Source organism: Planktothrix agardhii (genome assembly GCF_904830935.1).
Classification (GTDB): Bacteria; Cyanobacteriota; Cyanobacteriia; order Cyanobacteriales; family Microcoleaceae; genus Planktothrix; species Planktothrix agardhii.
Genome location: NZ_LR882952.1, coordinates 335,524 through 358,789, shown reverse-complemented (window position 1 = coordinate 358,789; position 23,266 = coordinate 335,524). Strand labels below are relative to the sequence as shown.

At 41.6% G+C, this 23,266-nt stretch carries 20 protein-coding genes and 1 pseudogene; 10 read left to right on the top strand and 11 right to left on the bottom strand.

Features of this window, described 5'->3' with window-relative positions; genetic code table 11:
- Positions 1-396: 396 nt before the first annotated feature.
- The 4 genes from nrdR to NMG88_RS01625 all read right to left on the bottom strand — a co-directional run bounded on the left by nrdR (position 397) and on the right by NMG88_RS01625 (position 3,951).
- Positions 397-969: a transcriptional regulator NrdR gene (gene nrdR / locus NMG88_RS01640; protein WP_036831501.1), complete on the bottom strand. Its 573-nt coding sequence runs from the start codon at positions 967-969 to the stop codon at positions 397-399.
- A gap of 250 nt (positions 970-1,219) precedes the next feature.
- On the bottom strand, positions 1,220-1,315 hold the full coding sequence (locus NMG88_RS01635; protein WP_071782559.1) for a photosystem II reaction center protein T: 96 nt from the start codon (positions 1,313-1,315) through the stop codon (positions 1,220-1,222).
- Positions 1,316-1,542: 227 nt separating this feature from the next.
- A complete protein-coding gene (psbB, locus tag NMG88_RS01630; protein ID WP_042151214.1) occupies positions 1,543-3,072 on the bottom strand; it encodes a photosystem II chlorophyll-binding protein CP47 in 1,530 nt (509 codons plus the stop codon).
- Between the two features lie 552 nt (positions 3,073-3,624).
- Complete coding sequence (locus tag NMG88_RS01625) at positions 3,625-3,951, bottom strand: hypothetical protein (protein WP_042151211.1); 327 nt, start codon at positions 3,949-3,951, stop codon at positions 3,625-3,627.
- A 181-nt stretch (positions 3,952-4,132) separates the two neighbouring features.
- Between NMG88_RS01625 and NMG88_RS01620 the strand changes: the two genes are divergently transcribed.
- Positions 4,133-4,801: a retropepsin-like aspartic protease family protein gene (locus tag NMG88_RS01620; RefSeq protein ID WP_227349911.1), complete on the top strand. Its 669-nt coding sequence runs from the start codon at positions 4,133-4,135 to the stop codon at positions 4,799-4,801.
- A gap of 129 nt (positions 4,802-4,930) precedes the next feature.
- On the opposite strand, the gene NMG88_RS01615 is transcribed toward NMG88_RS01620, so the two are convergent.
- Positions 4,931-5,677: a creatininase family protein gene (locus tag NMG88_RS01615; protein WP_042151209.1), complete on the bottom strand. Its 747-nt coding sequence runs from the start codon at positions 5,675-5,677 to the stop codon at positions 4,931-4,933.
- A 520-nt stretch (positions 5,678-6,197) separates the two neighbouring features.
- On the opposite strand from NMG88_RS01615, the gene NMG88_RS01610 reads away from it, so the two are divergent.
- The 3 genes from NMG88_RS01610 (at position 6,198) to NMG88_RS01600 (ending at position 11,680) form a co-directional block, all read left to right on the top strand.
- The gene (locus tag NMG88_RS01610) at positions 6,198-6,938 is read left to right on the top strand and encodes a winged helix-turn-helix domain-containing protein (protein ID WP_042151207.1); all 741 of its coding nucleotides are present in this window, start codon (positions 6,198-6,200) and stop codon (positions 6,936-6,938) included.
- A gap of 367 nt (positions 6,939-7,305) precedes the next feature.
- Positions 7,306-9,564, top strand: a complete 2,259-nt coding sequence (locus tag NMG88_RS01605) for a PhoX family protein (RefSeq protein ID WP_254035044.1) — start codon at positions 7,306-7,308, stop codon at positions 9,562-9,564.
- A 163-nt stretch (positions 9,565-9,727) separates the two neighbouring features.
- Positions 9,728-11,680, top strand: a complete 1,953-nt coding sequence (locus tag NMG88_RS01600; RefSeq protein ID WP_227398203.1) for an iron uptake porin — start codon at positions 9,728-9,730, stop codon at positions 11,678-11,680.
- 532 nt (positions 11,681-12,212) lie between these two features.
- On the opposite strand, the gene NMG88_RS01595 is transcribed toward NMG88_RS01600, so the two are convergent.
- The 5 genes and pseudogenes from NMG88_RS01595 to NMG88_RS22790 form a co-directional block, all read right to left on the bottom strand.
- Positions 12,213-13,856, bottom strand: coding sequence for an IS1634 family transposase (locus NMG88_RS01595; protein WP_254035043.1), 1,644 nt, complete (start codon positions 13,854-13,856; stop codon positions 12,213-12,215).
- Positions 13,857-13,936: 80 nt separating this feature from the next.
- Positions 13,937-14,086 carry a hypothetical protein gene (locus NMG88_RS01590; protein WP_254035042.1) on the bottom strand — a complete coding sequence of 50 codons (150 nt, stop codon included), beginning with the start codon at positions 14,084-14,086 and terminating at the stop codon, positions 13,937-13,939.
- Positions 14,086-15,990 carry a protein kinase domain-containing protein gene (locus tag NMG88_RS01585; RefSeq protein WP_376786468.1) on the bottom strand — a complete coding sequence of 635 codons (1,905 nt, stop codon included), beginning with the start codon at positions 15,988-15,990 and terminating at the stop codon, positions 14,086-14,088. The genes NMG88_RS01590 and NMG88_RS01585 overlap by 1 nt, the downstream gene beginning before the upstream one ends.
- A 187-nt stretch (positions 15,991-16,177) precedes the next feature.
- A pseudogene (locus NMG88_RS22560) lies at positions 16,178-16,435 on the bottom strand (transposase); the annotation flags it as partial.
- A gap of 148 nt (positions 16,436-16,583) precedes the next feature.
- Positions 16,584-16,715, bottom strand: coding sequence for a helix-turn-helix domain-containing protein (locus NMG88_RS22790; RefSeq protein ID WP_479724786.1), 132 nt, complete (start codon positions 16,713-16,715; stop codon positions 16,584-16,586).
- Positions 16,716-16,949: 234 nt separating this feature from the next.
- Between NMG88_RS22790 and NMG88_RS01575 the strand changes: the two genes are divergently transcribed.
- The 6 genes from NMG88_RS01575 (at position 16,950) to NMG88_RS01550 (ending at position 21,668) form a co-directional block, all read left to right on the top strand.
- Complete coding sequence (locus NMG88_RS01575; protein WP_042151194.1) at positions 16,950-17,312, top strand: single-stranded DNA-binding protein; 363 nt, start codon at positions 16,950-16,952, stop codon at positions 17,310-17,312.
- Between the two features lie 12 nt (positions 17,313-17,324).
- Positions 17,325-17,864: a tetratricopeptide repeat protein gene (locus NMG88_RS01570; RefSeq protein ID WP_254035041.1), complete on the top strand. Its 540-nt coding sequence runs from the start codon at positions 17,325-17,327 to the stop codon at positions 17,862-17,864.
- Positions 17,865-18,028: 164 nt separating this feature from the next.
- Complete coding sequence (locus NMG88_RS01565) at positions 18,029-18,925, top strand: response regulator (protein ID WP_087882185.1); 897 nt, start codon at positions 18,029-18,031, stop codon at positions 18,923-18,925.
- Positions 18,926-19,126: 201 nt separating this feature from the next.
- Complete coding sequence (ubiE, locus tag NMG88_RS01560) at positions 19,127-19,834, top strand: bifunctional demethylmenaquinone methyltransferase/2-methoxy-6-polyprenyl-1,4-benzoquinol methylase UbiE (protein WP_042151189.1); 708 nt, start codon at positions 19,127-19,129, stop codon at positions 19,832-19,834.
- A 75-nt stretch (positions 19,835-19,909) separates the two neighbouring features.
- Positions 19,910-21,142: a DUF445 domain-containing protein gene (locus NMG88_RS01555; protein ID WP_235765558.1), complete on the top strand. Its 1,233-nt coding sequence runs from the start codon at positions 19,910-19,912 to the stop codon at positions 21,140-21,142.
- A gap of 229 nt (positions 21,143-21,371) precedes the next feature.
- Complete coding sequence (locus NMG88_RS01550) at positions 21,372-21,668, top strand: DUF3493 domain-containing protein (protein WP_254034520.1); 297 nt, start codon at positions 21,372-21,374, stop codon at positions 21,666-21,668.
- 264 nt (positions 21,669-21,932) lie between these two features.
- On the opposite strand, the gene NMG88_RS01545 is transcribed toward NMG88_RS01550, so the two are convergent.
- Positions 21,933-22,976, bottom strand: coding sequence for a DUF1565 domain-containing protein (locus tag NMG88_RS01545; RefSeq protein ID WP_254035040.1), 1,044 nt, complete (start codon positions 22,974-22,976; stop codon positions 21,933-21,935).
- Positions 22,977-23,266: the final 290 nt, after the last annotated feature.

The window sequence follows — 23,266 nt, the reverse complement described above, 5'->3', positions numbered from 1 at the left end:
CTATAATCTGAATTCCCGTTCATCAACAATGTCGCCCCTGTGATCAGGTATTTATATTTCGGCTGGACATTTTGTTAAGAGCGAGAATCACTAATCTTGCTGATCTTGGCACAGTTTGGTAGATTAGCTTTTCTATCTTATCATTTTTTTTTTACTTTGGATCATTTTTTTGGTCGCAACCGACCTGCCGTTAAGTTGATCAACTGTAACGGGAGTCACCGAAGGCTCCGGCCGAAACAAAATTAGTGCTGATCTCTAGGTCATTAACTGGATATTGGACGAATGCCGATACTTTTTCGCTGACTTTTGTTTTGATATTGAGGCAATATATATCTTGCCTGAATCCTAGCATAAACTAGAGACTGTTAGCAAACTAACAACGGGTGATTAATCTTATTAATGTTGAGATCCGAGTAGGGATGCAGAACACAGAGAAGCAGAGGCATCCATTGATGAATCCTCACAGTTACAGACAGAATTTTCTTCTGAAACGATTTCTAACTCTTGAGCATGATCATTAGCCGTTTCAAAGTGATTCAGTGCTTCTGCAAAGTCTCGAATCCCTTGAAATTGTCGATAAACCGAAGCAAATCGGACATAAGCCACTTCACTCAAGGATTTGAGTCGGTGTAAAACCAATTCTCCGATTTCCTGAGTCGGAATTTCCCGTTGGGAACGTTGTTGCAATTCTGCTTCGATTTCATCAATAATTGATTCTAAATCGGGAGCAGAAAGTCCTGTTTTTTCACAAGCTCGAACCATTCCGCGCAGTAACTTGGAACGGTCAAACGATTCCCGTTTTTTATCCCGCTTGATCACCGTAATCGGGACAAATTCAATCCGTTCATAGGTGGTGAAGCGATGCTGACACTGAAGACATTCCCTGCGTCGTCGAATGCTTTTACCCGATTCAGCAGCACGGGACTCAAGAACTCGACTATTCGTATATTGACAAACTGGACACTGCATGATTAACGTCCTTTGAGCGGTTGTTTCACTGAATAGGAGTTTTTTGATCAGCGATTACAAGCACAGCCTTTAACTCTTTAACAGTCCAATACTGAGTTATGAGAACTCAGGGTTTTATTTAAACCAGTGAACACCCCAATCCCTTGTTAAAATTTAGGCGCGTCTGGGTTCGCTCAGTGCAAAAAGCGTTCAATCAACCTTAAAACCCATGACTCAGTATTGGAGTGGACGAAGATGCTCTGATTGTCACTTACTTACCAATCCGAGGCGGTTCCCGGAACGCAATTGCAAAAAAGATAACTCCCAAAGCCAATGTCAAAACTAAGATGTAAGCAACACTTTCCATGTCAATTTTTCCTAAACCTATTATTTTCTAATAGTCTACCATTGAGCGAGTGAACTACCCACTGCATTTAAACCCACATTACCAGTTTTAGAAGAAAGAAAAAACCGATTAACTTTGACCCACCAATTCCCCATAAAGAAAGAGTTGGAGACTTTATGAATAAAGTTCCAACTCTTTTGAAAATTAGGGTTTACAAAAATACCCCACAAGCCTGAACTAGAGATATCCTAGACGGTCTTTTTAACACGAGTGGTTTTGTCACCCAGTTTTTGGAACAGACCCCACTCCACTTGTTCTTCCAGATCGGCTTCCACCCCAGCGAACACATCGCGGAAGATCGTCCGAGAACCGTGCCAAATATGGCCAAAGAAGAACAATAACGCAAAGCAAGCGTGAGCGTAGGTGAACCAACCCCGGGTACTCGTCCGAAACACACCGTCCGATCCCAAGGTTTCCCGATCAAACTCGAAGGGTTCCCCTTGTTGAGCTAAACGGGCATATTTCTTGACGGTAGGAGCATCCTTAAAGGTTTTGCCATCTAAGTCACCACCATAGAAACTGACCGTCACCCCAGCTTGTTCAAAGCTGTAGCGAGACTCAGCCCGACGGAAGGGAATATCCGCCCGAATCACACCCTCTTTATCCGTTAGGATAACCGGGAAGGTTTCAAAGAAGTTAGGAAGACGACGAACCGATAATTCCCGTCCTTCAGAATCTTTGAATACAGGATGGCCTAACCAATTTTTGGCAATGCCATCGCCGTTATTCATGGGGCCGACCCGGAACAGACCGCCTTTCGCGGGGCTATTGCCCACATAGTCATAAAAGGCAAGTTTTTCAGGAATTTTTTCCCAAGCTTCAGAATAGCTATCCCCACGGGCAACGCTAGATTGTACCCGGCGTTGAATTTCCTGTTGGAAATAACCGCTATCCCATTGATATCGGGTAGGGCCAAACAGTTCGATGGGGGTAGCAGCAGAACCGTACCACATAGTTCCCGCTACGACAAAAGCCGAGAAGAACACGGCGGCAATACTACTGGATAAGACTGTTTCAATGTTCCCCATCCGCAGGGCTTTGTATAACCTTTGGGGTGGACGAACGGATAGATGGAACAGACCCGCAATAATCCCCACAACCCCAGCCGCAATATGGTGAGCCACGATTCCCCCCGCATTGAACGGGTTAAATCCCTCTGGCCCCCAAGCGGGTGCAACGGGTTGAATACTGCCTGTAATGCCGTAGGGATCGGATACCCACATCCCCGGGCCAAATAAGCCGGTTAAGTGGAAGGCTCCAAAACCAAAGCAAAGCAGACCGGATAAAAACAGGTGAATCCCAAACATTTTGGGCAAATCCAAAGCGGGTTCGCCTGTACGGGGGTCGGTAAACAGTTCCAGATCCCAAAAGACCCAATGCCAAACGGCAGCGAGGAACAGTAAACCAGACAGAATGATATGAGTAGCCGCTACCCCTTCAAAAGACCAAATTCCAGGGTTAGTTACTGCTTCTCCGGTGAGACTCCAGCCACCCCAGGATTGGGTTACTCCCAAGCGGGCCATAAAGGGCATGACGAACATCCCTTGACGCCACATCGGGTTGAGGACGGGATCAGAAGGATCATAAATTGCGAGTTCATACAGGGCCATAGATCCAGCCCAACCTGCCACCAAAGCGGTGTGCATCAGGTGCACAGAGATTAACCGTCCCGGATCATTCAGGACAACTGTGTGTACACGATACCAGGGTAGTCCCATTGACTACGCTCCTTCTAATTGATAATGGTTACTTTTTTTTGACACTCCCCGCTCTAAAGAGACGAGAATTCTTAATTCAGCGACTGACCTTTAAGAACCATGTCCTTGCGGCAATTCTTAAACTTCTTAACCGTACTACTGTACCAATTACAAAGTCTAAGTCATAGCTATCCCAGAGGGTCTATCCCCAAAAGCTTACTAGGATACTACAAGCCTAGAGTTCGGGCGTGTCCCGCCCTACTGAATTAAGTAAACCTAATTATTTATTTTCTGGTAGAGAGAATTAAGTTGATTCTCTTGCTGTTTTAAGAGTTTTCGCCGCTCTTGGCCCAATGCTTTACGCCTAAAAGTGTGTCTTAACCGTTTCACGATGGCGAAGGAGTTTAACCTTGACATTGACATTCTAGCAACAAGCTGAACAAGGGATTAGGGGTTTAAAACCCAATGTCTTGATCACTTTGCTTTGACGTTCTCAGATATAAAGGCACTGAGATTCTCAAGAGAGCAGTAATATAATATCACGAACGCTGACTACAATTAATCCTACACGGATTATAGGCTTTGGTTGATTTGACATTCAGTTGCAGCACTGGCTAAACGTTCTAGGACTTGTTCCGCTGTAATTAATCGGGTGAGAACCACTTGACCAATGGTGTTAGAGGAGTCGGTCATTGTGGCAATGTCTGGTCTAACTTCTAACATCAGGACAGAATCTTCCACCCTATACAGCCACATCTTTTCTTGTTGATTCCGATCCCAAAGACACAAATCCATTCTTTGAATTTCTGGTGGACGTCGCCGCAGAGATTGATCCCACAAACCCCCTACTCCCCAGACCCGTCCAATTGTCCATCCATCGGTTAAAAAAAAGTATTTCACAGACTTCCTTAAACGAACTGACTTTGGCTCCGATTGTTTAGGATACCGCGAAAAGATCTATCGTTCTCAATTGAGAGGTAAAATTTTTCTAGGTCAAGACCTCCTTGGATCGGAAATTAGGAAATTGACCGCTTAAAATCTATCTGTAAAGATTAAATTAACTATTCACACTATTACAATCATGAACAATTCCCCTTATTTAGTTCGGTTATACCAATTATCTCCTTCTATGGCGGTGATGCCCAATTTTTTGAAACCTGGTCATCGAGTCCAAAATCAAGGCTTATCTCCATTAATATCCCTGGTTTCAATTTTATTATTGACCACAGGATTGATATTAACTGATGATATTGGAGCCTTATCTCAAGAACATCCTGGCTGTTTTCTGAAAACAAAATCAGGACGAGTTATATCTCTAAATGAAGTTTGTGTTTTTCCACAAGCCGACCCAAAAACTGCTGTTGCTCCCCTAAAAACACCGGGAGTTTATCAGGCTAAAATTGTTAGAAAACAAGGTGGAATCCCGGTTATTCTAGTAATTTTTAATGACCAAACTCCTTTTGAAATGTTGGTAGATACTGGAGCCAGTGGCACAGTTATTACTTCTATGATGGCGGAACAGCTGGGGGTGACTCCAACCGGAAGAGGTAAAGCGGATACACCTAGTCAAAAGGGAGTTGAATTTGAAATAGGTTTAATTCAGACTCTTAATGTTGCTGGAGCTATAAAAAATAATCTGACTGTGGCGATCGCTCCAGCCCTGGATGTGGGTTTACTGGGTCAAAATTTCTTAAGTGGATATGATGTTACTATTAAGGAAGATGTTGTTGAATTTCGAGCTAGAACTTAATCACTTATTAGTTAACAGTTATCAGTAGAAGAAATAGCCTTTAATTTATTGGCTATTCATTTATAAACTGTAAACTTTTGGACTGATTACTGTGAACTCTTGGACTAATCAATGATTACTGTTAACTGATTACTGATTATTGAGGAAATCTAAATAGGTTTGACTTAATTCCTTAACGGCTAATTCATAAAATTGTTGGCCATGTTCAGGGGTTGCCAAGGCAGGATTAGAGCCCATCCGACCATCGGGATAGTGTTGGCGAAAATCCTCCGAGCCATATATAGGATGTCCTTTAGCCACTTCTGGTGTCAGGAAACCTTGTTTAATCGAATCAGGATAAACATATTGTGTTAAAGCGACTTCGCTGGGTGTGGCATGGGAACCTTCTTGATCGCCATAGAGTTCTTTTGCTAACTTATAAACTGAGCCACACATAAACCAATTGCCGATTTGACATTTGACTTGATGGGCTTTGGGTATATTGATATCGGATAAATGGCTGTAGGTTTCAGAAAAAGCCGCTTTAAGCGTAGCAATATTTCCCCCATGTCCGTTAATAAAAAAGTAGTGAGTAAATCCAACTTTGGCTAAACTTGTGATATAATCATTGATTACCTGAATTAAAGTTGTCGGTCGCAGACTTATAGTACCTGGAAAAGCTGTGTGGTGTAGTGCCATACCAACATTGATAGTCGGGCTAACTAAGGCCTTGGTTGCTTCTCCTACTCCTTTGGCGATCGCTTCAGCGCAAATTGCATCAGTGCCGATTAATCCTGTTGGCCCATGTTGTTCTGTGGAACCAATAGGAATGATGATACCGCCAGAGTGGGTTAGATAAACTTCTACTTCTTGCCAGGTACTCAGATGTAGTAACATTATGTTAAGTTAAGTTAAGTTAAGCAATTTTAAAATTTCAGATTTACTCAATATTGTACCTGAGTTATCTGTTCACCTAATAAAAACAAAAGTCAAACAGACTCTAGGAATTGACACCCTACCAACCCAAAATACGACCCGTTCAGAATTTTAATTTGATTAGAATAATTTAACCATAAGATTACTAAGCCTTTACCTTTTGTTAACCTTTCCCTATTATCATGAGGCTATCGACCATATTCAGATTTCCAACAACCAGGCAAATTGAGCGTTAACAATGCTTAAAAACCTAGAACCGAGGCTAAATCAGGATGAGTCTGGCGACCTCCCAACAAAATCGGGGGTTGGATTTGCCTTAGCAGTCCAATATCGGTCGTCTCTATGTGAAGGAATTCGTAACGGAGAACATAATTACGTTGGATGGTTGACACTGGACTAACTCCTCAGAATGTCGAGTTACTTGTGGCGACAATAGCCAGTTTCAACAACTTCTACTTATCCAACCCGCAAAATTTTTTTTATGTTTTCTCCTGAATTGAGCAAGATTCCTTACCGTTCTGATGTAAGACAAGATGGCCATATTTTACTTTTGGAAAACGAACAGCCTTGGCGAGAAATGCTTTCCCTAGCTTTGGAAGAACAGGGTCATCGGGTGATGGTGACTTCCGATGGACGAGATGCTCTCCCTTCAATTCAGAACCCTAATTATCCCGTCGGGGATTTTCCATTCAACCTTTTAATTATGGACTCGATTAATGGTTTGGATCTGTGTCGTATGTTACGACATCAGGGAAATTCTGTGGCCATTTTAATTATTGGGTTGCGGGAGAGCGCGAATAACTCGGCTTTTTATTTAGAAGCAGGAGCCGATGACTATTTAACTAAACCCTTTGGAATGCGGGAGTTTATGGCGCGTTGTCGGGCCTTAATGCGACGAAGACGCTATTCTCAACTGCCAGAGCCAGTCATGCTGCAATATAAAGAAGTGATTTTGTATCAAGAAGAATGTCGGGTTCTGGTTCGTGGCCAAGAGGTGAAACTATCTCCTAAACAGTTTCGTTTACTAGAGCTATTTCTAAGTTATCCTCGGCGAGTTTGGTCACGGGAACAATTATTAGATATTATTTGGGGACAAGATTTTATTGGGGATAGCAAAACCGTTGATGTTCATATTCGCTGGTTACGCGAAAACCTAGAATTAGATCCGAGCAAACCAGAATATGTGATTACAGTTCGGGGTTTTGGCTATCGATTTGGTTGAAGTTAGATGAATTACGAATTAGCAATTAAGAATTACGAGTTACGAGTTACGAGTTACGAGTTAAGAATTATTAATCTTTAATTCTCAATTCGTAATTATTGATTCGTAATTCGTAATTATTGGTTATTAAATAGAGTGAATATTTGTTGGTATTGAAAATATTTAATAGCAATAAATAATAGCTTTAACAGATTAAAAAGCGTAGCAGTAATTACTATAGAGTTTAAATTTATTTGTATTAAAATTAAGGGGGCAGGAAACAGGCAACAGAAAAAACTTATTAAGGAAACAAGCAACATCCCCATTCCCCATTTGTAATTCGTAATTCGTAATTTGTAATTCCCTTTTCAGAATTTAACACAAATTTATGTCTGTGAATCGTCGTGATTTTCTATTGTTTTTGAGTGCAGGATTTACGACATTAGCCGTCGGTTCCTGTCAAAATTCCTCAAAATCACCTAATATCTTCTCATCCCCGGAACCTAAATTTCCTCAATCTTTACCGTTTAAACCCATCAAAGGGCCACTACCTAATAGCTTAGATTTGATTCAAGCCCAAACTTCTAAATCCGTAATTCCAGTTAGTGATAATTCCCTTTCTGCACAACAAATTCAAGCCTATAGTACCTACGAAGTCGTTGATGATTTAGTTCTACCTGAAGGATTTACTTATGATGTTATTGCCACTTGGGGAGACAAAGTAGGAAATTCTCGATTTGGCTATAACAATGATTATGTTTCCTTTATTTCTACGGGAGAAGATCAAGGTTTTTTAACCGTTAACTTTGAGTACATTAGTTCTGCTGTTTGGTTAGAAACCTATCAACAGATTATCGGTGAACCCTTACCTCTAAAAAATCTTCAATCCTCCGATCCAAAGCCAACAATAAACGCTTTTGAATTACCAGAAAAAGACCCCTTACGCCAGGATATTTTAAAACTGTCTCAAGAAGGCTTAACCGATTTAGGTATAGCGGTGATTTCTGTTCAGCGTCAAGCTGATGGTCGTTGGGTGAGAACCAATTCTGCTGCTGATCGAGTTATTAGCGGACTATCGGGTTGGGAAAATAACCAATATTTAAAAGCGACCGGGCCGGCCGTTGCCGTATTTATAAAAAAAGGTCAGGGGTACAATGATCAATTAGGGGAAAAAATTATTGGAACTTTCGCTAATTGTGCCGGGGGAACAACTCCCTGGGGGACGGTCTTGAGTGCGGAAGAAAATTTCCAAAGTCAGGTAACTGAAGCCGTTTATCCCGATGGAACAACCTATCCTCCTAGTGAAACTCCTTTTTTATTAGAAGAAATGGAGGGTTTGGGTAATGTATTTGGACTAGCGGGAAATAAGTATGGTTGGATCGTAGAAGTTGATCCGACAAATCCCAAGGACTATGGCACAAAACACACCTGGTTAGGACGTTATCGCCATGAAGCGGTGGGAATTCGGGTCGAAGTCGGTCAACCCTTAGCATTTTATTCAGGATGCGATCGCCGCAGTGGACACCTATATAAATTTGTCAGCAAAGGGACAGTTAAAGACCCCCAAGACAAAAAAAATTCCCAATTATTAACTGATGGGATGTTATATGCGGCCAAATTTAATCCTGATGGTACAGGGCAATGGATTCCGTTAACAGCAGATACAACTATAAATCCTGATCAGCCTAATATTCATGCTGGGGGAATTATTACCTTACCCCAACGGCCAAAAGGTGGGAGTTTTATTGCCAAAACCGATAAAGATATCCAAAACTTCAAACAACAGTTTAAAACCCTAGGAGATTTGTATACCGGAATTCCAGAAGAACAACAAGGGTCAATTTTGATTGATGCCCATTTAGCTGCGAGTGCTGTGGGCGCGACCTGTGCCGCCCGTCCTGAAGATACGGAAATCGCGCCTGATGGATCTTTAGTTATTGCCTTCACATCAGGTACGGCCGATACTGAAACCGGGGGCCCCAACCTCCAGATTTTTAAATCTCCTTCGGAGGAAAAACAATATGAATACGGATGGGTGATGCGTTTAGTAGAAGATGGGAATGTTCCCCAGGCGATGACCTTTCGATGGGAAATGGTCGCCACCGGAGGAGAAGTGGCCCAAGGAGGGTTAGGATTTGCCAACCCTGATAATTTAGCCATTGATGCGATCGGGAATTTATGGATGGTTACGGATATTTCCACCAGCAAACATAATCAACCCGTTGCCCAGGGTCGTCTTGACAAGAATCAACAACCCTTAGAGGGCGCGGAGTTATTGGGACTATATGGTAATAATTCGTTTTGGTTTTTACCAACATCAGGGGAATATGGGGGTCAAGCCTTTTTATTTGCTATCGGGCCAATGGACTGCGAACTAACTGGGCCATTTTTTACTCCTGATCAAAAAACCCTATTTATTGCTGTCCAACATCCGGGGGAAAAGAACCAAACTCGCCGGGATATGGCAACAAAAACCCTCGAATTTGCTTTACAAACCACCCAAGGAGAAGAATTTATCCAAACTCGTCAAGTTCCTTGGGGATCAAATTGGCCCAGTAAACAACCCAATCATCCACCCAAACCATCATTAGTGGCAATTCGACGGATAAATTCTGAACAAATTGTAGAGAAGCCAAACCCTCTCTAAGTAAAGGTTATACCGATTGAATCCGGTTGAAAACAAGTCTTAACTTTTGTTCCCCCACTTGACTGTGGAAAAACTATAGTTAAGATATGATACTATTGGTTCAGTCGAGCTAGGGACTCCCTTGCTTTGTGGTATTTTAAGTGTCGGTGTGAGAATTGAGATGATGAACAAAGTTTTATTGAACACTCTAAAGCATAGTCCAGGCGTTCTGGGAGCAGCTATTCTCTTAACGAATGCAGCCTTCGCAACCGAGGCTCCATCGGAGAAATTGGCAAATGCGACAGATACAGCGACCATCACCCTCGAAGCTGCCCGTGCAGTTCCGACCACTGGACAGAATAATGAGTTGCAACCTCAAGCCAATTCCGAGTCATCCGCAGAGCAACTAGCCCTGTCTTTGACCCCTGATGTTGCGGTTGAACCCACCAATTTAGTCAATGGTGAGGCTACAAACGAGAACGAACCGCAGACTTTTGCCACGGCTCAAAAGTTAAACATCCTAACTTCAGAGGCTTCGGCCCCACTACAAACTGCTCAAGCTTCTGAGTTCCAAGTGGCTCAGATGTCATCAACTGAGCCGAGCGAAACCAGCGTCTCAGGCTTAGAACAAATTAATGAATATGCTGAAGCTGCCGATGCCCTAGAGCAAGTCACTTCAGTTTCTCAATTATCTGACGTTCAACCCACTGACTGGGCATTCCAGGCTTTGCAATCCTTGGTTGAACGCTATGGTTGTATCGCGGGTTATCCCGATGGAACCTTTAAAGGCAACCGGGCCATGACTCGTTTTGAGTTTGCCGCGGGTTTAAATGCCTGTTTAGAACGGGTTAACGAACTAATTGCGGCGTCTGTAGCCAATTTGGTCACCCGTGAAGATTTAGCCGTTCTGCAACGGTTACAAGAAGAATTTGCGGCGGAATTAGCCACTCTACGCGGTCGTGTCTATGCCTTAGAAGCTAGAACTGCCGAATTAGAAGCCAATCAGTTCTCTACCACCACCAAACTCCGTGGAGAAGTCATCTTCTGGGGTGGAGACGCCGCCGGAGATCGGGCTACTTATAACGTAGTGGGTCAGTTCGCTCACCAGGATAGTGATCCAACGGAAGCCTATTTTGGCTACCGCGCCCGTTTAAACTTTGATACGAGCTTCACGGGTCAGGATTTGTTGAGAACTCGTTTACAAGCTCAATCTATTCCTAACCTGTCTGCTTTCAACATCACCAATACCTTGATGAGTCGTACTAGCATCGATGGTGTGGATAATGGTGTCATATTAGATGAGTTGTACTACCGCTTCCCGATCGCCAATGGTAAAGGCAATGTCTTCGTTGGAGCTAAGGGTCTTGACAATGATGATATCTATGATACAGTAACCCCCTTTGGTGGTTCTGGAGATGGAGCACTTTCCCGCTTTGGTCGGTATAACCCGACTACCTTCCGAGGGCCGCAAGGCACAGGTGTGGGTCTGAAATATGCCTTCAGTGATCAGTTTAAAGTCAATTTAGGCTACTTGGCTGACCAAGCCAGTTCATCTTTAGCCAACTCAGGTCAGGGTGTATTCAATGGTGGCTACAGTGCGGGTCTGCAATTGGTGTTTAAACCCAGTCCTAAGATTGGTGTGGGTTTAGAGTATAACCACCGCTACTTCACCAATGACAGTGTGTTTGTCTCTGGGGGAACAGGAAGTTGGATTGCCAATAGACCCTTTGGTCAAAATGCAACCACCACCGAAAACCTGGGTTTCCAAGCCAACTGGCGGATTTCCAAAAACTTTGAGTTGGGTGGCTGGTTTGGTTCCACCTGGGCTAACCAAAAGAATGGCGGTAATGACAGTGCGACCATTATTAACTGGGCTGTTTCTTTGGCGTTCCCCGATGTCCTGAAAGAAGGCGGCTTAGGTGGTTTAATTGTCGGTATGCCTCCTAAAGTAACCAGCCATGATATCAGTGCTTTAGAAGATAAAGATACCTCCATTCACATTGAAGGTTTCTACCGCTATCCTCTCAACGACTACATCGCCATTACTCCTGGTTTCTATGTAGTTACTAACCCCGACCAAAATAGCAATAACAATACAATCGTGGTCGGAACTCTGCGGACTCAATTCCGCTTCTAAATCAGTAAACAGTTATCAGTGTAAGAATTAACAATTAAGAGTTAAGAGTTAAGAGTTAACTCTTAACTTCTTTTTTTTACTGATATAGCAGGGAACAGGGAACGCCGGATCTGGGAACAGCCCCCCCAAACCCCAGGGCTGTTTCATTCTCTAGGAAAAACTGTGTGACCTCTCCCCCAACCCCTCTCCTGCGAAGAGAGGGGGGACTAATTATTACTATTAAACGTGAGTTCGATGGAGTGCGATCGCGATAAAACCCACATTCCGCAGATAGGGGTCAAATTTTCCACTAATTCTAAAAAATAGAAACCTATTCCAATTTTTCGGTGAACTTCCGAGGCTTTACTATCAAATTATATAGCTAGTTTACCGCTATTTAACTAAACATAAATAATTGCTGTTTTTTAATAGAAATAGAATCCCATTTTTTAAATATATTTGTATTTTATCACCAAATTCGTTTCAGCCAAGAGTTCTCATCTTGACTCATAACTTAGATTTTTTACAACTATTTCACCCTTTCTCTTAATCTTTATCCTCCAGAAATCATTAAATAGTATTGACAGCAATCTTTCCCTAAATGCTGCAATATTTCTTGACGTTCTTGGGTTAAGTTACTCACTTGTTTCTCCCCATTTATCCTGACTAAATGTACCGCTTGAAACATTTGAAATATCCACCGCATTGTCGGTTTATTCGTGATTTTCTTGACCTGATTCCTCACCCCTTCTTGGGCTGTTTCTAATTGTTTTCTCAATTTTCTTTGAGCTAGGTTATACACTAACAAGCACAATCCCATTATCATCGCTATTGCTTCCACTCTCTCTGGTTTTTTCACGAATACACTTGCTGTGAAAAATAACGGATCTTTTAAAAATCTAAATCCTCTCTCGTTACTTTGCTGCGCTTTATATTCGGCTAATAGCTTTTCATTACTCACCTCTTTCTTGTCTAATATATTTGTCGCTAATATAAATCTTCCGGCTTTGATTTTTTCCGCTTCTATCACTGATTCTCTAGGTTCTATCTCTCCTGTTACTTGATAAACTATTGTCTTTTCTTGATTCCCTTTTTCTGTTTTACTTTGGCTTTTTTTACTGGCTTTTTCTGTGCATTTTATTTCTTTTATTTCGTGATATTTCCACGAATCTGATAACATTTTTATCCCAATCTCTGCATCCGCTATGCAAGCATACTCTTGTTTCAATAGCTTCCGCAGTGATGCTTTGGCGTTCTCTAACTGTTTTTCTACTTGCTCTGATATTTTTTTTAGGGCTGCTTTTTTCCTGGCTTCACTTTCTACTACTAACCATCTTTGTTTTATGTTTGCGTACTCACTTGATTTCGTTGCTATTCTATATCCTTTTATTTGACTCTGCTCCCATTCTTCCTCTTCTATCTCTACAATCTTATTTTGCGCTTCTTTTATACTTAATGGTACTCTTGTTATCCATTTCATTCCTGCCATTGCTCCTATATTCTCTGCTGTGTATAATGCACTGTCTGCTACACATATTCCTTCAAATGTCCATTGCTTTTTAAATTCTTTTAGTCTTTCTACAAATACGCTTTTATCATCGGCGTTTCCGTCATCTATTTTTAGATATAATGGCACATCTCCGTCTCCGCTTACTACCATATCTATTATAAATTGTTTCAGATCTGGTCTTTTATCTCTTGAGTATCCATGCACTATTTTTATGGCTTTCATTTCTTCTTCTATTTCCTGATTTTCTTCTTCTTTACTTTTGTATTCTCCCTCTACTGATATCGAACTGCTATCTAGGTGTACGCTTTCCTTTTCTACTTGGAATTTTTGGGCGGCTTTTAGGGCTATTGCTGTGAATAGATTTGTTGTTCCTACTTCATAATATTTATCTAATGCTCTCCCGATTCTGTCATCATTTAGTTGCTCTGCTATTACTCCTTCTCCTATTAAATGTTCTGTTGCTTTCCCTACGAAAAAGTTCTCGAATAGGTACAGCGGCGCGCTCAAAAACCCTAATCCATTCAAAATCATTGCTTTCATTACCTGTCCTGGGCTTACTGCTTCTTTTGCTCTTAATCCCACTTTTTTATTCACTTCTTCTACTAATTCCATCTCATCTATTATCCCTGCTACTATTCCTAAATGGTCTAAATTTACGATTTCTATCGCTTCTAGGGGGTTTTTCATCTTTTTATTGGTTCAGTTACTGCAATTATTATTCTACATTAAAAATAGTCCAAATTATTACATGGCAATTATTTGGGCTTTTATTTAGAACAATTTAGTTGAAAATTAAATTGACTTAAATATCTGCGGAATGTGGGATAAAACAGACGACTACTGGGCAGGCGATCGCGACAAAACAGACGACTATTGGGCATATGATCTAAATAGGTCTGGCGACTGCTATAACTCATTAAGGCATTCGCCAAATTTTAATGGTTTTATCCTCACTACCACTAACTACAATTTGACCATTTGAACTTACATCTAAAGCATTAATAGGTTTATCATGACCCCACAAAACCACCCGTTTTCTGCCCGTTTTTAGATCCCAAATAATTACACTATCACCCCCACTCACAAGAGTCTTACCATCTTTTGTGATTGCCAATGATTTCACAGGACTATTATTAGCTTTCCAGACTTCTTTTTGTTCTCCCGTATCTGGGTTCCATAGCCGAATCGTACCATCATCGCTGGCACTAATTAGGGTTTTGCCATCTGGATGATAAATCAGAGCATTAATGCTACCGTCATGACCTGAGATACTTCGTTTACGAGTGCCCGTCTCCAAATTCCATAACCGAATTGTTTGGTCTGAGCTTCCACTGGCTAGAGTTTGACCATCAGGACTAAATGAAAGGGCATGAATTGCGCCTTCATGACCCGTAAACATGAGTTGTCGAGATCCCTTATTTAAAGGCGTAATCAGAATAGTTTTATCATCACTCCCACTGGCTAAGGTCTGACCGTCAGGACTGAAAACAACAATATTTACACCTTCAGTATGTTCTTCAATTGTTCGTGTTTTCTTTCCATTCTTTAAATCCCACAGACGAATCGTTTTATCATTGCTACCACTGGCTATGGTTGCATTATTGGGACTAATAGCCAGAGCCTTGACCCAACTAGAATGGGCTGCAATCGTTCGTGGTTTGACATCTGTTGTTAAATTCCAAATTTTAATTGCCCCAAAACTCCCCACAGCCAGGGTTTTATTATCGGGGCTAATGACAATAGCATAAATTTCACCAACGGCTCGTTCGTACCTCTCTAAAAAAATACTGCCTGGCAATCCTTTTAAAATTAAAATTGGATTAGCCGGGATAAATCCATAACGGATATAGCCATCAATTTGTGTATAAACTCCGCCCAATACCATTAAGGATGTTCCTAAAACCCAGAAGTATTTAAGCTGAATTTTAGGAAATTTAATTTTAGGAATAGAAAAATTAAACCCACTATTCCAATTTTGCTTGACTTGCTTTTTGTCCGTAGGGGAAGGCGGGGGAACTTCTTTTTCTTCGCCTAGAGGTTTAATATCTTTTAAACACTGCAAGATTGCTTGTGGCGTTTGAGGGCGATTACCCGGAAAAGGGGCCATCAAAAAATCAATAGTTCCCGCAAATTGATCAGAAAGATTGGGTGCGCCCTTTCGCCACAATAACTTTCCAGTTCGAGGATTTTCTGGATAAGCAGTGGGAGGTTTTCCGGTTAATAAATAAATAAAAGTTCGTCCCAGGGCAAAAAAATCGGATTGCGGAACAGCTTTGCCATTCGTTTGTTCTGGGGGTGTATATCCAGGGGAAACAATCCCGGTTACATTTTGCCCCTGTTCTACCTTAGCAATATAGGTTCCTGAAACTTCCCTTGCAGTTCCAAAATCAATTAATACTAACTGTCCATTGGGTTTCCTCATAATATTTTGAGGCTTAATATCCCGATGGAAGTATTGCAAATTATGAACTTGCTCTAGGATCTCAGTCAGTTCTCTTAACCATTCCAAAGCGTGTTCTTGACTGATGGGTTCTTTTTTTCGTTCTTTCATCCAGTCTTGTAAATTTAGCCCTTCAATTTTCTCCATCACCAAACAGTGAAGGGCTTCGTTACTCCCTTTGGGAAGATAGGTAAAATAGCCATCGGGATCAACTTTAGGAATTCCAGGATGATTAAGCTGACTCAAAACTTTCGCTTCTTGTTTGAACAAAGCGACGGCTTTAGGATGATTTTTTAATAAAACTTTTACAACCTTACATTTGCCTTGATCATCAATTTCAAATGTTTTGCCAAAACCTCCTCCTCCAAGTTGTTTGATCACACGATACCGTCCTTCCAGCAAAAGATCCGAGCCACATTGACAGCAAGTGCGCCGATTCTCGTTTGCTGGATCAGTTGGATTTGGACACTTAGGATTAAGGCAATAACTCACATTGATCGAGAACCCAGATCTAGGTTGAAGAGTTGTTGTTAATTTATATCTAGGTTTTTGTTCAAATTTAGCTTTATTAAACAGCAACACGGTTAGGTGTGACTCCGCACTTAACCAATTTAGTTAAGTTTTTAGGTTGTTTAATTATGCTCAATTTAAAAACCTGTGACAATAATAGCACTCCAGACGCAAATTTGACATTAAGATTCTCCACTATGACAGCTTGGCTATCGCTGACCAACTTATGACTAAGTTTATGTAGAAAATCTTGCCGGGAATTACTAACTCGTTCGTATAATGCGGCCACAATTTTTCTATACTTTTGTCTTGACTGACTCCCACTTCGACTGGGGCTCTCCTGAGCGTAGCCTAAGGGCTCAAGTACAGGCTTTTTGTTTACGCGCTAATTTCTTTGACACCGATTATACTGATTAAGAGGATTAACGCGGATTATATTCCTTGCTTCGCACTAAATTATTTATCTAATACGAAGTTAAAGATGTAATCGGTGAAATCCTCTTAATCCGTGAGAAATCCGTGATTAATGTTTGGGCTAGTAGTGCTTTTTGCAATGCAGTTGGATACAGACGGACTTGTACAGCTTGATGTAACACTCGATTTGTACCTCCTGGTCTGAATATCTTACTACATAATACTGAAAAAAGATTCGGTCAATGTAGGTACGGAGTTGACCCGCCTTTCATCCTACCGCTTACCTGGGTACAGTTAGAGCGGGGGACTTCCCGGCGGTGTAAGTTAAAAATACCAAGGATTTAGTTTCGGTGATCCTTGTGTTTTACCCAAGGTCTGAAGAACCTCGATATGCACTATTCGATCATTATTTTCTTATGAACCTAAATATTGTGACGTTGATTGGTCGCGCTGGTGGCGATCCAGAAGTCAAATACTTTGAGTCCGGTAGCGTCGTCTGTAATTTAACCTTAGCGGTTAACCGTCGGACTAAAAAAACGGATCAACCCGATTGGTTTAACTTAGAAATTTGGGACAAAACAGCAGAAGTTGCGGCTAACTATGTCCGTAAAGGCGGTTTAATTGGGATTAAAGGAGTGTTAAAGTTTGACTATTGGCAAGATCGGAATACAGGCACTCAACGTTCAAAACCTGTAATTCGAGTGTATGAATTAGACCTATTGGGTTCTAAGCGCGATTCGGATGAAGGTGCGCCTCGGAACAACTATGATGAGTTTTAAATAGGGAAAACCGTGACTCAAGAACCCTTAGAAGCCGTTCAAATTGCATATCAAGCGGGTCAGTTTGCCTTTGAACAGGGGCGTTATCGAGAGTCGGTTCAATATTTAGAACAGGCTCGTCAAGCTGTGGAACTCAATTCTCCTCTGGGTGGAGAGATCCAAATGTGGTTAGTCACAGCATTTGAAGCCTCTGGCAAAAGGCAAGAAGCGATCGCTTTATGTAAACAGTTGACTCGTCATCCGAATATTGGCACTCGTCAACAGGCTCGTCGTTTACTCGAAGTCCTGGAAGCTCCTAAACTCTATATTGACCCAGAGGGATTTGTAAAAATTCCTGATTTGGATCATCTGGATGTCCAAGGAAATTCCCGATCTCAAAACAATTCGGTGGCGACCGTTCGGTCTATTCCCAAACCCCCGGTTTCACATAAGGTGAACTCTGGGGATGCGGTGAAGACTCAAGACAATCAATTTTTGGGGATCGCTTTAATCATCGTGCTTTTGGTGAGTGGCGGATTAATCTGGGTCAGTTCTTTAATCAGTAATCAGTAATCAGTAATCAGCTATAATCACAAAATCAGTGGTTAGAGACGCCATCGCAGATCTAACCACTAATCACCGATAACTGATAACTGGTATCAATAAACGTTCTTCAAAAAGAATCGGTATAGATGGAAGTTGAAATTCCCCAACTAGAAAGTGTTAAGCGCTAACTCATGAACCATCAGAGACCCAAAAAGCCTAAGATGTTGGTCGTTGACGATGAGCCGGATAATTTGGATCTGCTCTATCGGACATTTCGACGTAACTTTGATGTATTTAAGGCGGAAAGCGGGGGTCAAGCTTTAGAAATTTTGGCCAACGAAGGAGAAGTGGCGGTCATTATTTCCGACCAACGAATGCCAGAGATGAAGGGTACAGAGTTTCTCAGCAAAACTGTGCCGGAGTTCCCCAATACCGTGCGAATTATTTTGACCGGATTTACAGATATTGAGGACTTGGTAGATGCGATTAATTCAGGACAGGTGTACAAATATATTACAAAGCCCTGGGATCCCAATGAACTCAAAGCCGTAGTAGAAAGAGCCGCCCAAACATATCAATTGCTGAACCAACGCACCGCAGAACTCAATCGCGCTCAGGCTCAAACCCAACTGTTAGCGACGATTATGGAAGCGGCCCAAGCAGCGACGACCCTAGAAAGTTTACTCACTGCATTGTGCACAGCCGTCGCATCGGGGTTCCGAGCCGATGTTTGTATTTTGCAACAAATTAAAGACAATCGCTTAAATTCTATAGAAGGTCATTATAGTTCCACTGGTGTTGTGGAAAACTGGTTAGAGATTGATCCTTTAGTTCAGGAAACCATAACTACCAGAACTGTACAAGCATCGACTAATATTACAACTGATCCCGCCTTAGCTACTCTGGCTCACTATCAAAGTTCGGGAATTCAAGCCCATATCAATATTCCGATTACCTATCGGGAACAACTAATCGGTCTATTATCAGTACAATGGAAACAGCCTTGTCAGATGAGTCCTGACGATCTGATCACGGTTCATTTAGTGGCTCAACAAATCGCTTTGGCTTTAATTAGTCTGGGGCATTAATCAATTTGAAGAAGGGAACAGGGAACAGGCAATAGGCAACAGGCAATAGGCAATAGGCAACAGGCAACAGCTAACAGGCAATAGGCAACAGGCAACAGGCAATAGGCAACAGGCAACAGGCAACAGGCAACAGGCAACAGGCAACAGGCAACAGGCAATAGGCAACAGGCAACAGGCAACAGCTAACAGCTAATTAGAGGAATGGTTCAGGAAAATAACCCGATTCAAGAGATTTTTAATCGCATCGCCCCGGTCTATGATCAGTTAAATGACGGGTTAAGTTTAGGCCAACATCGGATTTGGAAAAAAATGGCCGTAGCCTGGAGTGGGGCTAAACCTGGAGACACCGCTTTAGATTTATGTTGTGGAAGTGGAGATTTAGCCCTATTATTAGCACAACAGGTTGGAGAACCGGGACAGGTGTTTGGGGTAGATTTTTCCAGTTGTCAATTGGAAATTGCCCAGCACCGACCCCGACCCTTTACTATTCCAAGGGCTAAGATCTCTTGGATAGAAGCGGATGTATTAAGATTGCCGTTTTCAGACAACACCTTTGACTGTGCCACTATGGGCTATGGTTTACGGAATGTTGTAGATATTCCCCGCAGTCTTGAGGAACTTCATCGGGTACTCAAACCTGGGACAAAAGCTGCGATTTTGGATTTTCACCGTCCTCCGGGTTCCCTATTGCGTACTTTTCAACAGTGGTATTTACAGCAGTTTGTGGTTCGCACGGCGGAACGATTTGGGTTTCGAGAAGAATACGCTTATATTAACCCCAGTTTAGATCAATTCCCTATCGGTACAGAACAAGTTCAGTTAGCCCAGCAAGCAGGATTTTCAACCGCCACACATTACCCAATTGCAAGCGGTATGATGGGAGTATTAGTAATCACTAAAGCCAATTAAGTTTTAGGTATTCGGTGTGTTCAGTGACAATTGCTAATACATCAGATGGTTTCCTAGTGGACTGCTACGATAAGAATGGTCAATTTTTCTGAACAGTTGGTTTTAATTACACCTCCGATGGTGGGTGGAATTATTGGCTATTTTACCAATGATTTAGCCATTAAAATGTTATTTCGTCCGTATCGACCGCTACAGATTTATGGCCGAAGGATTCCGTTTACTCCCGGTTTGATTCCCAGAAATCAAGAGCGTTTAGCTAAACGAATTTCCGATACCATTATGGGGTCTTTATTGACTCCCGAAGAATTACAAAAATTAGCGCGTCGTTTGCTCGAAACAGAACGAATGCAAGCCGCTATTAGTTGGTTTTTAAGACTAGCTTTAGATCAAATTAAAGCCGATACAGAACCAAAAACAGCTAAAATTTTAGCGGGAATTTTACGGGATTTTATTGGAGAGTCTTTACCTAAAATTTTAAGGGTTTTAGCCAAAAAAGATGACTTTCTGGCTCCTCAAATCAACCAAATTTTTGATCGAATTTTATTAGAATTTCAATTAAATGATCAACAATCGCAACACCTATCTAAATGGCTGTTAGAGGTTGTATTAACCCCGGAAATATTGCGACAGGCTTTAATTGATTTTCTCACGGATAAAAATATTTCAATTATTGATGAAGGATTCCGTGAACAAAGCACTGGAACCTATTGGGTGGTAGCAAATTTGTTGGGATTACGCAATAGTTTAACCCGTTTACGAACCTTTTGTTTAGACGAAAAAGAAGAAACTAATCGACGATTAACCGCATTAATTAAATCTTTAGGATTACGAGAAAGACTACAAGAGTGGTTGCAAAATATCTCTTTACAAAATTTACCTGTTTCTACCGTCAAACAGTTAAGAAAAACGATGGGAGATGCTGTGAAAACCTATATTCAAGAACAAGGTATTGATGTGCTTCAAGAGTTAAGTCAATCCATTGATTGGGATAATGTTTCAAATTGGATTTTAAAACGTTTACAAATTTCTCCGGTGATGAATACATCTTTAGAATTAGTCAGTCAGGAATTAGCTTTAATTTTAGAACGGTATTTAGAACGGGATATAGAGAAAATTATGGCTCAAGTGATTCCGATTTTGAATATTGAACAGGTGATTATTAATCGAGTCAAGGAAACTTCTCCTGAAAATATGGAAGCTGCCATTAATGGTATCGTTAAAAGTGAATTACAAGCCATTGTTAATTTAGGGGGAATTTTAGGGGTTGTGATTGGGTTATTTCAGACAATTTTGTTAGTATTAAGGTAATTACGAATTACGAATTACGAATTACGAATTACGAATTACGAATTACGAATTACGAATTACGAATTACGAATTACGAATTACGAATTACGAATTACGAATTACGAATTACGAATTTTACGAATTACGAATGGGTTTTGGGTGATACTAAGCGAGCGAGGACGCTCGAACTGCTTGGTGCTCCTCTGCTTCCCCTGTTCCCTGTTCCCTATTCCCTAGCACTATAACTAATATGACAACTCCTAAATCTAATCCTTCTCAACAAAACTCCCAACTGAGTCCCGAACAATATACCCGTCTGAGGGCGGAAGCGATGGCTCCTTATCGGGGTTTACGACAGTTTATTTATATTGGTTTTGGGGCTTCAGGTTTTATTGGGGCGGTGGTGTTTTTGGCCCAACTGTTAGCCGGACGGAATATCACCTCCGCGTTACCAAACTTAGCTCTACAGGTGGGAGTGGTAGCCCTAATGGTGGGTTTATTCCGTTGGGAACAACGGGCCAGTCGCCGTCCATCAGACAGAAAGTAACATAACTACATATTTCTCAATCTAACAATACAAGACGCAAACAAAAGAAAATAAAGAAAATATTACGAAATTAAGGTTTTGCCTTGATCCCTGGCATGATTATATATAGTTAATCAATTGAGGTCAGCTTTTATAAGACCTTAACCATAAATCCGATTTAATCGCTCAAATGGGGTCAGCTTATATAAAGACCCTAAACATAATAAACCTACATATAAAAACGTGAAGGCCAGCTTCCCTCAGTTGGAAGCTGGCTTTTTATTTTCAGAACTCTACTGCACCGGAGATGCGGGTTTGATCGATTTCATTTCCAACAACTGTCAGGGTATAACCGCGTGTGGCATTATACACATCATAGCGACCATTACTCCGAATAATATTTTGACCAGGACTGGCGGTTGTGCCTAAATCCGGTTGAGATTGGGAGATTGCCACCACTCCATCTCGTTCATTATTTTCAATTAAATTATTTCGTAAAATAGGTTTGGCTTGGTGAGAAATCACAATTCCATCTCGATTTTCGATAATTTTATTTTCCATAATTGTAGGAGACGCTTCATCATTAATCGAGATCCCAAATCCGGTATTTTGGAAAACATTATTCCGAATTTCTCCGGCTCCTGAACGGGCAATTGAAATCCCATTTCCAGCATTTTGAGTAAATATATTACTCTGGATTTTTGGATTACTTTCAGAAGTAATAAAAATTCCATCCCGCTTACTTTCAATAAACGTACAGCCACTAACTACAGGACTAGAAGATTCTATCCATAAACCCGTTCCTCTAGTATTGGGATTGGTAACTGTAACCCCGATAATTTGACTATTTCCTTGGGTTTTAATTGTGGCATTTTGTCGAGCAAAGGTGGGACTCACGAAATTTCCCCCCCCCATAATCACCGTATTTTGTCCATTGCTGGCTTCATCTCCTTGTAATGTCACCCCATCCTTTAGGGATATCGGAAACACTTCTCCGGTTTCCTGACTGTAGGTACCTGGGTTAAGTTGAATCACTGTAACCGATTGAACCCTTTGCAGCGCATAAGTAATCGAACGATAGGGGCCAGTTTGACTTCCTGTGGAAGTTTCGCTATCACGTCCAGTGTTGGGATCGATATGGATGATTGAATTTTGAGCCAAATTTTGGGACATCAATGGGGGATTGGGCCCAATCCCTGGGATACCAGCCAAAACTGGACTTCCCATTCCTGATATCAGCCCTAATCCTAAAATGATTGTTAGCCATCCTCTTAACCCACTGGGGCTGGGGTGTCGATGCCATTGGTAGAGTAAAGTCAATCGTGGCATCGGCTCCTGTTGATGTGACATAGATATCGCTGGGATTCGTTTAACTTCAAGCATTTTAGCCGATTCAGATCAATCAATTCAGTTTTCTTGAATAAAACGGTGATTCTGTTGGGAACTTCCCAGTAACAAGGTCAGTCAGAGAAGCCAGATTGTTTTTACGTCCGGTTCCAGGTCGGTGTCACGAGGACAGTTCTAAGCGGGGGTGTCAAGAAATCCTTGTATCTAGGACTCCTTTGCTCCCGTCGGGCGGTCAATCATTTCACATCAAGCGATCGCCAGTTTTGCCGAAC